The 12492-nt window shown below is 51.6% G+C and carries 13 protein-coding genes and 1 pseudogene; 11 read left to right on the forward strand and 3 right to left on the reverse strand.

Translation table 11 applies throughout. The annotated features are described in order from the left end of the window. Positions 1-5: 5 nt before the first annotated feature. From G7064_RS21550 to G7064_RS21560, 3 genes are all read right to left on the reverse strand, one after another. The gene (locus tag G7064_RS21550) at positions 6-731 is read right to left on the reverse strand and encodes a relaxase/mobilization nuclease domain-containing protein (RefSeq protein WP_410505562.1); all 726 of its coding nucleotides are present in this window, start codon (positions 729-731) and stop codon (positions 6-8) included. 112 nt (positions 732-843) lie between these two features. Continuing rightward, positions 844-1164, reverse strand: a complete 321-nt coding sequence (locus tag G7064_RS21555; RefSeq protein ID WP_166075404.1) for a plasmid mobilization protein — start codon at positions 1162-1164, stop codon at positions 844-846. 334 nt (positions 1165-1498) lie between these two features. Further along, a protein-coding gene (locus G7064_RS21560) for an IS5 family transposase (RefSeq protein ID WP_240935923.1) occupies positions 1499-2253 on the reverse strand; the annotation gives its coding sequence in 2 pieces (ribosomal slippage) (positions 1499-1923 and positions 1923-2253; 756 coding nt in all). Positions 2254-2800: 547 nt separating this feature from the next. Here G7064_RS21560 and G7064_RS21565 point away from each other — a divergent pair. The 11 genes and pseudogenes from G7064_RS21565 to traK all read left to right on the forward strand — a co-directional run bounded on the left by G7064_RS21565 (position 2801) and on the right by traK (position 12492). Continuing rightward, positions 2801-3616: a ParA family protein gene (locus G7064_RS21565; RefSeq protein WP_166075405.1), complete on the forward strand. Its 816-nt coding sequence runs from the start codon at positions 2801-2803 to the stop codon at positions 3614-3616. A 325-nt stretch (positions 3617-3941) separates the two neighbouring features. Beyond that, positions 3942-4301, forward strand: a complete 360-nt coding sequence (locus G7064_RS21570) for a hypothetical protein (RefSeq protein ID WP_166075406.1) — start codon at positions 3942-3944, stop codon at positions 4299-4301. Positions 4302-4482: 181 nt separating this feature from the next. Then, positions 4483-5355 carry a hypothetical protein gene (locus G7064_RS21575; protein WP_166075407.1) on the forward strand — a complete coding sequence of 291 codons (873 nt, stop codon included), beginning with the start codon at positions 4483-4485 and terminating at the stop codon, positions 5353-5355. A 134-nt stretch (positions 5356-5489) separates the two neighbouring features. Beyond that, entirely contained in the window at positions 5490-5807 is a 318-nt protein-coding gene (locus G7064_RS21580; protein ID WP_166075408.1) for a DUF4134 domain-containing protein, read from the forward strand. Between the two features lie 12 nt (positions 5808-5819). Further along, positions 5820-6148 (forward strand): annotated as a pseudogene (locus tag G7064_RS23370) (DUF4133 domain-containing protein). Positions 6149-6178: 30 nt separating this feature from the next. Beyond that, on the forward strand, positions 6179-8680 hold the full coding sequence (locus tag G7064_RS21595; protein WP_166075411.1) for a TraG family conjugative transposon ATPase: 2502 nt from the start codon (positions 6179-6181) through the stop codon (positions 8678-8680). Positions 8681-8699: 19 nt separating this feature from the next. After that, positions 8700-9248, forward strand: coding sequence for a hypothetical protein (locus tag G7064_RS21600; RefSeq protein WP_166075412.1), 549 nt, complete (start codon positions 8700-8702; stop codon positions 9246-9248). 42 nt (positions 9249-9290) lie between these two features. Next, a complete protein-coding gene (locus G7064_RS21605; RefSeq protein WP_166075413.1) occupies positions 9291-9938 on the forward strand; it encodes a hypothetical protein in 648 nt (215 codons plus the stop codon). Between the two features lie 38 nt (positions 9939-9976). Further along, positions 9977-10624: a hypothetical protein gene (locus G7064_RS21610; protein WP_166075414.1), complete on the forward strand. Its 648-nt coding sequence runs from the start codon at positions 9977-9979 to the stop codon at positions 10622-10624. 50 nt (positions 10625-10674) lie between these two features. Then, entirely contained in the window at positions 10675-11835 is a 1161-nt protein-coding gene (locus G7064_RS21615; protein ID WP_166075415.1) for a hypothetical protein, read from the forward strand. A gap of 207 nt (positions 11836-12042) precedes the next feature. Beyond that, positions 12043-12492 (forward strand): conjugative transposon protein TraK, encoded by a 450-nt coding sequence (traK, locus tag G7064_RS21620; protein ID WP_240935925.1) that lies wholly within the window; start codon positions 12043-12045, stop codon positions 12490-12492.

A 12492-nucleotide genomic window follows, 5' to 3' on the forward strand; every position in this document is an offset into this window, starting at 1 on the left:
CAATTCTATAAACGGGGTCCTCGCGGCTTCTGCTTAGGGGCTTTCTTGGCCTCGTCCTCGCCCTGGCTGCTGGGCAATGGTAGCGCGGGCACCTGCTGCTGACCAGTCGGGAATAACTCGCGAAGCTGGGCCGCTTTGTAGCCGACCTGCTGGCCCGTTACTGCTATTCCCTGTAACTCGAAGCTGACGCCTCGTAAGATGCCACCCTTATCATGACGGTATCGAGTAGCAATACCTCGTTGCTTTAATTGCGTTTGCAGCCATACAGGGTTGTTGTTACCCAGTTGCGCTACGAGTTCCTTTACGGCCTCCCGTACCTGCACTCTCGCAGCTTGTTTGATGGGGTCCACGTCAGCCAAGCTCTGCCGGCGTTCAGGTATCGGCTGCATCCCTAGCTCCTGACTTATTTGCTTGGTGATGGCGGGCTGACGGTAGAAATTATTATCCGTCCGTAAGGCTGGGCCTCCATCTATCGGCACCCTGTTTAGGTAGATGTGAATGTGTGCGTGCTTCTTATCCCGGTGCTCATAAACGACTACCTGGTGACGGTCAATAGGTGCGCCAATCAGCTCACAATATCGTCGTGCTGCGGCTACCTTTTGCGCCTGGCTAACTACCTCGTCGGCCTTCCAGGATAGCACCGTATGCCACACTGGTTTCTGCACTTTCTTGCTCAGGGCAGCGGTGGCTTGCATATCCTCAGCCATTTCTTTCGGGCTGCCTGGAATCACATTAGATACGACCAGTAGGGGGCATCATCCGGCTCTTTTGCCTTGGCTCGGCGCATACCTGCACCGTACATAAGAGCTCCTTCAAAGTCGCTGCCGGTTACAGTTTTAGCTATCATTTTAGAAAGGAGCGAATGATAGCTAAGGCTTGTTTCAAGTGGGCCTCGTCGGTATTGTATAGGACGCTGGACTGAACGCGCCGCGCTATCTGATTAAGGTTAGTCCCAATGCCTACGAGTTGCCGTCGTATCTCCGGCGGCATTATTTCCTTTACCTCTCCCTCTACTCCAAGAGTGCGCAAATAATCAGAATACTTTTTATAGCCAGCCGCCTTAGCGTTGGCTATTATTCTATTCTTCTCCTGCTCGGTTACTCGAAAGTTGATTTGTTGGTCGCGGTTTGGCTCTACTGGTTCAAGGGTTGTTTCATTGGTCATAGGGGCTTTCGTTCGGGAGTGAAGCTAAGCTACATTTAAATAAACTAGGGGGCTATTTTATGTTGTTCGCTTTAGCAAGCCAAGCCAAGTGAGCCTGCGAACTTGGCGATGTCATTGTAAGATATAAACGAAGTTTGTATATACAATGACATGGCTTGCTGTACGGTCGAACGGGTTAGCAGAACGATGGCACTGAACGGTCGTTGAATGGGGCTAGATCAGTAAATATTTAGCGGCTTTGCAGCTAAGCAGCTTTGCAGCTTAGCTGCATTAAAAATAGATCGAATGCAGTGCATTCATTTAATATGTAGTCTTAATATATAACTAGGAAGTGTTAACAGTCCCGCAGCCAGAGGATGGTGGCGGCTACGTGAACAAAGGCTAAAAAATGCGCATCGAGCTTGTCATAGCGGGTGGCTACGCGGCGAAACTGCTTGAGGCGGCTGAAAAGCCGCTCGATGGGGTGGCGCTGGGCATACCGCGCGGCATCATAGGCGCGTGGGTACCGGCGCTTGCGCCGGGGCGGAATCACGGCGCAGGTGCCGCGGGCGGCCAGCGCGGCCACGAGTGGGTCGGCATCGTAGCCCCGGTCGGCCACGAGGTAGGCTGGGGCAAGCCCCTCGAGCAACGGCAGCGCCTGCGGGGCATCGTGGCGCTGGCCGGCCGTCAGGCCGACGCGCACCAAGCGCCCCTGCGCGTCGGCCACCACGTGCAACTTGCTGGTCAAGCCGCCGCGGCTGCGCCCGAGGGCTTGCGGCCCGTTTTTTTGCGCGCCCCCGAAGCGTGCTGGTGCGCCCGCACGGTGGTTGAGTCGACCAGCAGCGTGTGCAGGGCATTGTCCTGTTGCACGGCCGCCAATACCCGGGCCCATACGCCCGAGGCGGTCCAGCGCTGGAAGCGTGTGTAGGTCGTGTGCCAGTTGCCCCACGTGGCGGGCAAGGCTCGCCAGCGGCAGCCATTGCGCGTCAGCCAGAGCACCGCTTCCACAAAGCGGCGGTTGTCCTGGCCCCGGCCGCCTTTTGTCCCTTCCCGACCTGGCAGCAAGGGCGCAATCCGCGCCCACTGCGCGTCCGTTAATAAATACTCCATGCCTAAACTTAACACCTACTGTTAACACCTCCTAGTAACTATACATGTGTTTCATGCTGCTTTGCTGCGAAGCGGCTTTGCTACATAGCAGCTTCGTAGATTAGTGAGAGAGTTAGGTAATCTGGAATAGACAGAAAATGCTTATGAGCTGCTTTGCGGCGAAGCGGCTTTGCAGCAAAGCAGCTCTAAAAATAAATTTTAAGAAATTTATATGGTCTAATAGGGCTATACAGTTTTGCATCTTTCCGGCTTTAGGGTTTTGCAGCTTTGCGGCTTTGAAGTTCTGCCGCAAAGCTGCTTAGCATCTTTGCGGCTTTGCTCTTTAGCTTCTATACAGCTCTGCAGCAATGCGGCTTTGCGGCTTTGTAGCTGAACTGCTTTGCTGCATAGCTGTTTTAAGGCTTTGCGCCTTTGCACTTTTACAGCTTTGCTGCATAGCAGCAAAGCTGCGAACCGGCTAAGCGGCTGAGGCGCTTAGCTGGTTCGCAGCTTTCCCGCTTCAGAATTGATGCTATCTTTAGCATATCGCCAACTTAACTGCATCCCAATGAATGAACCTAAAGTTATTGCCTTTGCTACCCAAAAAGGCGGTGCTGGTAAATCTACTATAACAGTACACGTTGCCTCCGCTCTGGCCTATGTCTATGGTTACAAAGTGGCCATTCTAGATTGTGACTACCCGCAAAACACGATTCAGGTCTACCGCCAGCAGGAATTGGAGAAAGTAAAATCAGAGTCTGCTTTTAGCAATCGCTTGCTCACTCAGGGAATCCCGCCCTACCCGATCAGCATTTCGAGCGTGGAAAAGTCGGTTGATGCTATCGACGCCCTGGAACAGCAGGGGTTCGACTTCATTTTGGTGGATACGCCCGGTACAATCAACGTTGCGGGCCTTCCTGACCTGCTGCGCATGGTGCAATACATCTTTCTGCCGATGGAAGCCGACCAAGGCACCATCGCCTCTACCGCAGGGTATATGCAGATTCTAAGCAGCTTTCTTAAGTCAGCTCAGCCAGATCCCGACGAATCAAACTTGCTAGGCTACTATGCTTTCTGGAATCGCTTTGTAAAATCGGAGCGGAAGGCTACTTACGATAAGATAGAGGCGTTTTTTCAGGAAAAGAGCTTACCCCTACTGAAAAGCCGGGTAGAATTGCTGATTGGCTATAAAGAGAAACGCTCTACTCTATTCTCCCTGCCTGAGCGGGAGCTAGAAAAGCTGGGCCTGGGCAGGTTGCTTATGGAAATGCTCTGTATTGTCGTGGGGCCTGGCCAAGTTACGCCTTCCGGCAAAACCATTGAGTTGCCTTTTGCCACTACTACTCCAATTGAAGCCGGTTCGACTTCGGATGAATTGCTCTAATACGTACTGAACACCTTTTAAAGTCAAATTCACCAATGGCGAAACCTAAAGCAAAAAGCGAGGAAGAAAAGAAAGCTGCACTGGACCAAATGTTAAAATTGGGGGCAACAGCTAATCACTTAACCGGCGAAGGGGTTGTATCGTCTTCGATACCCCCGAAAAGTGCCCCGACTGCTCTTTCTGTCTCGGAATCCACGACTGGAAATCAAGAACAAAAGGGAGAAAAATTTTCGGTGGCCCCGCGCCTGAAACTACTGCTACTGCTACATCAGAGGTAGGCCTGCCAACACAAGAAAATGCCCCAGAACCGGCACCGGCCGTTCAAATGCCTGCTACTGTGTTGGAGCCTACGCCAAGTCCATCACCTGAAACTAATTCCGAATCAGAATCTATCGAAGATTCGACTGTTGACCCTACGGCCAGTGTAGAAATGACCGCAGATAGAGAAGCAGCAAGCTTTGACTTAACATCGCTTTTCGTGCCCTCTAGTGAAAAGAAAACTTTCTCGCTTCGCATACCTGACCGCCATTATCAATACTTATTGCTGCTCGGGACAATAGTAGGAGCGGGAGCTTCACCGCCTGACATTATTTATAACCTAGTCGAGCAATTCATAGATAAGCACGATGCCGAAGTACAGAAGGCTATTCAAAAGAAGCTTCGTCAACGGCTTAAAAAATCCTAGACACCAAATACGCTAAGCCTCCATAGCGGTTTGCGCCTTCTGTCATCGAGTAAGCCATTACCATTTGTGTAATGGCTTTGCAGCGCGTTGCCCAATTTCTACCATTCACCAAGTTCTTTAACCCTGGCTACATCCTGGCTCTAGCTTAGTCGCTAGGATATAGCCTCCAATTTGTACAGCTATGCTTAGTCAATATTCATGGAGCCAGTTTTTTGTATTCGTCCTAGTGCTGCTGGTGCTCTATTATGTAGTAGTCGGCTTCCTCTATTATCGCGACGACATTTCTAATATACTGAAAGGCAGGAAACCTAGTGGCGGTTCTCAATTGGCCGGCGCAGGTACTACGGCAACTGCTCCACCGCCCCTAGTGCGGTCGAAGTCAGCCTTCGTTGCTACCCCTGCGGCGACTGAATCAGCTACTACGGCTAAAACTCAAGCTGAAGCAGATACTGAAGCTCCCGAAGCTGGGGCAGTTGAGAATCTACCTGATGCAGCGGCTATAGTAGTAGGAGGGGAGCTACCAGACTCTTCAGCTACGGCGACTGGTCAGTATGATGGCGAAAATAATGGCCCAATGGATGCCGCCGCGTCAGTTATCGGTGCTACGGCGGAAGCAATAGCAGCCGACGAATCCCGGCAAGAGCAGGAGGACCGCCCAAACCCTCAGTTAGAAGCACTTATCCGTCAGAAAGCTCGACAGATGCCTACAGAAAATGGGGAAGAACCTAGTAATGATGTACATACACACAATACAAGCACAGAAAAAAACTCTAAAAATCTTATTGCAGAAACCAATACGGAGGGGGTACATATTGAAACTATGTGTACCTTGGTTGATGTAGCAGCCGCAGAAGCCGAAATTGTGTACCAGCCTGCTGTTGCTGGCCTCTATGAGCCTCTAGCAGACTTTGAGGAACTAGTAGCTTCAACAGCAGACATCACCCCACTAGAAACTGAAGAATTGTTTGAAGTCAACACGGTTGCTGCTTTCATATCTCAGTTACACGCCGGGAGCAACCCCAGGTACCGGCTCAACTGGTGGACACAACTTTAGGAGAGCAATTGGCTCTTAGAACAAAGGAAAATAGCAGTGAAATAGCGGGTCTGTTCGCGTAGTTTTTTTTATAGTCTTTTAATAATCAATAACTTAAATCCTTTTTCTTTCCTCATTAATCATTCTACAACTACATGAAAAAGAAGCAAATACTCACGTCGGTAGCCATTCTCGGGCTAGTGCTTTGCACCCAAGTAGTGTTCGCACAAGGCGGGGCTGCTGGTGGTTCCAGCGGCATTGCGCAGGCAACTACTCAGGTTACTAACTACTTCGACCCGCTTACTCGACTCATGTATGCTATCGGGGCGGTCCTTGGTCTAATTGGCGCTATCAAGGTATACAGCAAGTGGAACGCTGGCGACCAAGACACGCAGAAAACAGCCGTGTCTTGGTTCGGCTCAATGATTTTCCTGGTGCTAGTAGCTACTGTAGTTCGTTCGTTCTTCCTGTAAGCCTAAGCTGCCATGCCTCAATACAACTTGAATCGCGGCATCAATAAGTCTTGGGAATTTAATGGGCTCATTGGGAGCAACGTGTACTACCTGGTTGCAGGAATCGGCCTAGTGTTCGTGTCCTTCGTGACAATGTATCTGGCCGGTATGCCACTGCTGCTATCGGTTATTATAACGCTTGTGCTAGGGGGGGTATGTGGGCCGGTGTGTTCGCCTTAAACACGAAATACGGGGAGTACGGCTTGATGAAAGCTGGTGCTCGGCGTTCAGCGCCAAAGCGGATCACCAATCGGCAAAGTCGGTTATTCCAAAACTTAAATGAGGATCGGACCGGGCGCTAGTAGCGCCCGGTCTTAAGTTATAACCCGATTATGAGCAGTAAAATACTACCATCTGCCTCGCTCGAATCCAAGCAGCCGATTTATAAGATTGAGAAGGATTGTCTTATCTCGAAAAACGCCGACGTAACGGTGGCCTTTCGCCTGGAGCTACCGGAAATTTTCACGCTTTCCCGGGAAGATTACGCGCAACTGCAACAAGCCTTTGTAAAAGCGGTGCGCCTGCTTCCTGACCACTGCGCTGTACACAAGCAGGATTGGTTTGTAGAAGATAAATATGCGCCCGGATTTGAAACGGATAGAACCCTGCTCTCGGCAGCCTATGAGCGGCACTTCTTCGAACGCCCTTTTCTAAATCACTACTGCTACTTATTCATTACTAAAATGTCCTCGGAGCGGCCTAACTGGAACAGTGCTTCGGGGCTCCTGGCCCGGCGTAACATCGTACCCAAGGATATGCTCGATGTGAAGGTGATGGAGGCCTTCTTTGACAACGTAGGGCAGTTCGTGCGAACGTTGGAAGGTGTAGGCCCCACAAATGCCCCCTACATCAGATCTCACCGGCTCACTTCTGACGAGCTAGCTGGCACCCCGGAAAAAGCGGGCCTGCTGGAAAAGTATTTTGCGCTCAACCTATCCGACCAGGCCCAACAAGTGGACCTGGACCTTACCGATGGGTTAAAGGTGGGTCAACAAGTCTGCAATATGTTTTCCGTGGCGAATCTGGATGATTTGCCATTGGGCGTGGAACCAGATATTCGCTACGAGCAACTGAGCACCGAACACACCGACTTTCCGATTTCGTTTGCTGCACCCTTGGGGTTACTGCTGGGCACTAGTCACATCCTGAATCAATATGTATTTCTGGATAACACGGCCAAAACTCTTAAAACCTTTGAGCAAAAGAAAGACCGGCTTAACTCGCTCTCGCTCTATTCGCGGCAGAACACGGTCAACTATCAGTTCTACCAGGAGTACCTCAACGAAGCAGTAGCCGCCAAGCGCCGGCCAGCGCGGGTGCATGTCAATGTGCTGACCTGGGCCGAAAGTGAAGATGAACTGACCGAAATCCGCAAGCTGATAAATGCAGGCTTCAATACTATGAACTGCAAGCCTCGGCCAAACACGGTAGACATTGCTGCTTTGTATTGGGGTGGCGTGCCTGGTAATGCTGGTGACTTCCCTAGTGAAGAAACCTTTTACACCTTCATTGAGCAAGCAGTATGCTTCTGGGCAACGGAAACCAACTACCGCAGTACGGGCGCCACGAAAGGCATTAAGCTCTCCGACCGCCTGTCCGGTAAGCCAGTACAAGTGGATTTGTCGGATGAGCCGATGAAAAAGCAGATCATTTTCAACCGCAACAAATTCATCCTGGGTCCTTCGGGCTCGGGCAAGTCGTTTTTCACTAACCACATGGTTAGGCAGTATTTCGAGCAAGGAGCACACGTATTACTGGTCGATACAGGCAACTCCTATAAGGGCCTCTGTGAGCTGAAAGGAGGCGTGTACTTCACCTACGAAGAAGATAACCCGATTGCCTTTAATCCCTTCCTGGTGTCGGGCAAGCTGGACGTAGAAAAGAAGGAAAGCATCAAAACCTTGCTGCAAGCTCTCTGGAAGAAGGACGACGAAAACGTAAGTCAATCGGAGTACGTTTCGCTCTCCACGGCCGTAAGTCTGTACTACGTGATGCTGGAGGAAAACCCGGCTATCAAGCCTAGTTTCAACACATTCTACGACTTCGTAAAGGGACCGTACTCGGAAATTCTGCGCGAGGAAAAAGTACGGGAAAAGGACTTTGATATAGACAATTTCCTATACGTACTCAAGCCTTATTATCGGGGCGGTGAGTACGACTACCTGCTCAACTCGCCTAAAGAGCTGGACTTGGTGAATGAGCCATTTATTGTGTTCGAGTTGGACAACATTAAGGACCATCCAATCCTGTTTCCAGTAGTAACCCTCATTATCATGGAAACCTTCATCTCCAAGATGCGCAAGCTAAAAGGGGTACGGAAGATGATCCTGATTGAGGAAGCCTGGAAGGCGCTGACTACGCCAGGAATGGCAGAGTACATCAAATACCTGTTTAAGACGGTGCGTAAGTTCTTCGGTGAGGCAATCGTAGTGACGCAGGAAGTGGACGACATTATCGGTAATGCAATTGTCAAAGATGCCATTATCAATAACTCCGACACCAAGATTCTGCTCGACCAGCGCAAGTTCATTCTCAAATTCGACCAGATCCAAGCCCTGCTGTCGCTGACCGAAAAAGAGAAGGCTATCATTCTCTCCATAAACCGGGACAATAAGCCCGAACGAGGCCGCTACACCGAAGTCTTTATCTCCCTGGGGGGCGTGGTATCCAAGGTGTACTCCATCGAAGTATCCAAAGAGGAATACATCACCTACTCCACCGAAGAATCGGAGAAAGTGAGGCTGTTCGACAAGTTCAAAAAGACCAACGATATGCCCACGGCTATAAAGCTGGTTGCCGCCGAACTGCGCGAAGAAGCCTTAGTTAAGAGGTAATTGAACAAAAGGGGAAAATATGAAAACCACCTTGCTCTCTGTGGGAATGTTGCTGGCCTTAGCGGGCTGTGGCAACTCTGAATTATCTACGTCTGGTGCTGCGGGCAGCGCGCCTGCAACGGCCGCCGCCACATCGGCCCAAGCCCCGGCGGCTACGGCCTTTGCAGATAGCGTAGCGGCCTTGCCTGGGGCGCCGGCCGACGTGGCGGCGGGACGCGCCTACGCCCAATCGGTCAGCGACTGGTACGGTAGCGAGCTTGGTTCAGGTATCAAGGAGCACCCGCTAGCCACTGGCATATGGCAGAACTACCGCGCTGTTATTCGCAAAGTGATTACCGCCCGATCCCTGAAAAAATTTAAGCCCGGTGAGGAGGCCAAAATTTGGGACAAATACACGCCGCAATGTGAGCAGTTGGCCAAGATGCTAGTTCCCCTCACCCAAGACAAGCCCGCGCCCACTTCCGACAAAGCAGTGCCTCAAATGCAGATGGTTTGGGATGGAATGCAGCACGTCCGCCTGAACGCTGAGCGGGAAATGTCCTACCTCGAACCACTGGCTAAAAAGTAGCCGCCTATTCCACTATTCTATTCACCCTCTTATCCCACTATTATGAATAAGAAACTTGGAATCCTGAGCCTGGCACTACTGGGCCTTAGTATCACGCGGGCCTCGGCGCAGCTCGTCGTAACGGCCCCGGTATTGGAAGTACAAAGTGGGGTGCAAACTGGCCTGCAAGGCACCATGAAAGTACTCTCGAGAGCAGCTAATAAGCTCGTGGCGGCGGGGGTAAAGGAGCAAGAACTAACTAAGATGTTCTCGGAGAAGAATATGCTCATGGCCCAAAACTGGTACGATGGCCTACTGTCGGTTAGCTCTGCGGTTCGCGATTATCGCCGCGTAAAGAACATCTTCGAAAAGCAGACGCAAATCATCCAACAATACTCATCCGCTATCGAGGTGCTGCGCCAGTCACCCTTCATCAAGCCGCAACAGTTGGCGGATATGACAACCATGTACGGCAAGATGCTCCTGGAAAGCTCGAACACCATTGGTGACTTGCAAACCATTGTGAGCCCGGCTATGCTCAAAATGACGGATGCCGAACGGATGCGCTTTATCGACCAACTGGATAAGAAGATTACGGATCAATCCGGCCTGGTCAACTACTACACGCAGCGCAATCTAACGATGATGCGGGTAGCCAAAGAACAAGCGCAAGACCTGGAATCGCTTAGAAGTCTCATGTCGAAACGGTAGGGTAGGGGTAGGATGCTCACATAAAAGCTACAGCTATTTTGAAAACCTTCTCCAAATTTTTCGCCCTGGCCCTGGCCCTCAGTGCTCACCAAGCATACGCTCAAGTACCGGCTGTTATCTCGGCTCCCATCTCCGAGAAGATATCTCGCAGACAAATTACGCATCAGACCGTATCGGGCACCTTGCTCGCGCAAGGCAAACTGCTGGCAGCGGATATGAAGGTAGTAAGCGGCCAGATTAAGGGCGTAATCGACAAAACCCAACAACTACACGACCAGTGGTATAGCAGCTTGCTACAGATCAGTTCCGGGGTGCGCTCCTATCGTCGGGTGCAAGAAATTTACGACCATCAGGCGGCGATGATTACGCAGTACGCCAACATTATGCCTGAGCTGCGCAACAAAGGACTGGATGTCAACCAGCTTGCCGGGGCTGCCTCGACCTACGGCAAGCTGCTAAATGAGAATATAGGCCTGCTTAGTGAGCTGGTGGGGGTACTCAGCGCTGGCAAAGCCAAAATGACCGACCCCGAGCGTATCGAGTTCATCAACAACATAGCTGACAAAATAGAAGGTCAGCATGACTTGATGAACTACTATACCAGCAAGTGCCGAGCAGTTGCCCGTTATCAGGCCCAAATCACCCAAGATAAAGAGTCGGTGCTAGCCCTAATGGGCAAAAAGTAACGACTGCATTTCTGTTCCATTTCCGTTCCGCCTCTTAGTCCCACTTTCCTATGGACATAAATTCTATCCTCGCGCAAGTAGACGCGATGGAAACGATGTTGGATGATTTATACACCAACATGATGCCCCTAGTATCTCAATTCACGAATCTAGGCCGGGCTATTGGTGGGGTAGGCGCGCTTATCTACATCAGTGCCAAGGTCTGGGGGCACATTGCGCGGGCAGAACCTATCGACGTGTACCCGTTGCTGCGGCCGTTTTTGATTGGCTTGTGCATCCTGTTTTTTCCGGCGCTCTGTCAGGGCCTACGGGGCTTTACGGGCGCGCTCTCTCATAGCACGGATTCCGTTCGCTACGACCAATCCGCGAAGATTATCCAGTTACAGGAAGAAAAGAAAACCATTCTGGCCAATAAGCCTGAAAACAAGGATTTCGCTACTGATGAAGCCTACGAGCGCAAACTGGCTGACTTGGCCGGACCTACGGGCATAGGTGGTATTGGTGACCGAATGAGCCTCAGCTTTCAGAAGGTTTCATACGATGTAAACCAGAATTTCCGGGAGTGGATGAAGAATACGCTTGAACTGTTCCACGTCGGGGCACGGCTGCTGATTCACTTCCTTTCCACCTTCATCTTGGTTGTCCTTTCCGTGCTCGGACCAATAACGTTCGGCATTGCCATTTTCCCCGGCTTCGGTGGCGGTATTCAGAAATGGCTTGGGCACTTCATTACAATTTCGTTGTGGGTGCCGGTAGCCAACGTGTTCGGCGCAATGATGGCCACGTTCCAGGTGCAGATGCTGCAAGGTGACATTGACCGCCTGAACGCCCAACGGGGGGTTGACTCAGCCGATTTCGGCTACCTGGTCTTCCTGCTTGTTGCCATTGCTGGTTACGTGCTGGTGCCCTTCATTACGGATATGCTCATTTCAGCTAGCGGTGCTGGCCAAGCAGCTGGTGCCTTCGTGGGCGCGGCTACGGGCACTGCGGCAGCTGCCGGCGCGAGCATGGGTGCTGCGGGCCGCATGGGTGCTCAGGGCACTTCGGCTGGCGCTACCGGTTTGGGGGCAACGGTTGGCGCTGCTCAGGGCGGCTTTGGTTACAGCGGCGCGGCCAATATGACGCGGGGTGAACAACTAGGCCACCGGGCCGGCTCTGCAATCCGGGAGCGAGTAGGCGGATACTTAGGCCGCAACAACGGCAATTCTTAATACCAAGGGCGAGCACTAGGCTGGTCCTATAACCATTACCATCATGTTTGAATCCCTAAAAACCATTGATTCCGCCTTCAAACAGGTTAAAACTTTGGCTATCATTTTTATTATCTCCGTCCTGACCCTGGCAATTACCATAGCCTATTTCTCCTTTCAGAACTCGGCGGCGGCAGCGAATCGAATTTATGTATTAGAGGGGGCCAACTGCTCACGGCTGGCGCAACCGATGCCCGATCTAACCGGCCGGTTGAGGCCCGGAGCCACATCAAGCGTTTTCATGAATTGTTTTTCACCCTGGACCCCGACCAAAAGGCCATTGATGGCAACATTAACCAAGCCCTCTACCTAGCGGATAACTCTGCTAAGCGGGAGTACGAGAACCTGAAAGAGCGCGGCTTTTACAACGACCTGATTTCTGCTAACATCAGTATGGAAGTCACGGTGGATAGCGTGGTCCTTAGCACTACCCGGCCGATCACGGCCCGCGCTTACGCCCATCAGCGCCTGATTCGGGCTACGTCGTTCACCAACCGGGACTTGGTTGCTGAATGCACACTTCGGGATGTAACGCGGTCGGAAAACAACCCCCACGGCTTCATAATGGAGAACTGGCGGGTACTACAAAACAATACGCTATCCACCCTTGCCCGCTAA

The organism is Hymenobacter sp. HDW8 (genome assembly GCF_011305775.1).
Taxonomy (GTDB): Bacteria; Bacteroidota; Bacteroidia; order Cytophagales; family Hymenobacteraceae; genus Hymenobacter; species Hymenobacter radiodurans.

Excerpts from the sequence above, each read along its gene's own strand:
- G7064_RS21555 (WP_166075404.1), bottom strand. The coding sequence starts at position 1,164 with ATGACCAATGAAACAACCCTTGAACCAGTAGAGCCAAACCGCGACCAA.
- G7064_RS21565 (WP_166075405.1), top strand. The coding sequence starts at position 2,801 with ATGAATGAACCTAAAGTTATTGCCTTTGCTACCCAAAAAGGCGGTGCT.
- G7064_RS21570 (WP_166075406.1), top strand. The coding sequence starts at position 3,942 with ATGCCTGCTACTGTGTTGGAGCCTACGCCAAGTCCATCACCTGAAACT.
- G7064_RS21575 (WP_166075407.1), top strand. The coding sequence starts at position 4,483 with ATGCTTAGTCAATATTCATGGAGCCAGTTTTTTGTATTCGTCCTAGTG.
- G7064_RS21580 (WP_166075408.1), top strand. The coding sequence starts at position 5,490 with ATGAAAAAGAAGCAAATACTCACGTCGGTAGCCATTCTCGGGCTAGTG.
- G7064_RS21595 (WP_166075411.1), top strand. The coding sequence starts at position 6,179 with ATGAGCAGTAAAATACTACCATCTGCCTCGCTCGAATCCAAGCAGCCG.
- G7064_RS21600 (WP_166075412.1), top strand. The coding sequence starts at position 8,700 with ATGAAAACCACCTTGCTCTCTGTGGGAATGTTGCTGGCCTTAGCGGGC.
- G7064_RS21605 (WP_166075413.1), top strand. The coding sequence starts at position 9,291 with ATGAATAAGAAACTTGGAATCCTGAGCCTGGCACTACTGGGCCTTAGT.
- G7064_RS21615 (WP_166075415.1), top strand. The coding sequence starts at position 10,675 with ATGGACATAAATTCTATCCTCGCGCAAGTAGACGCGATGGAAACGATG.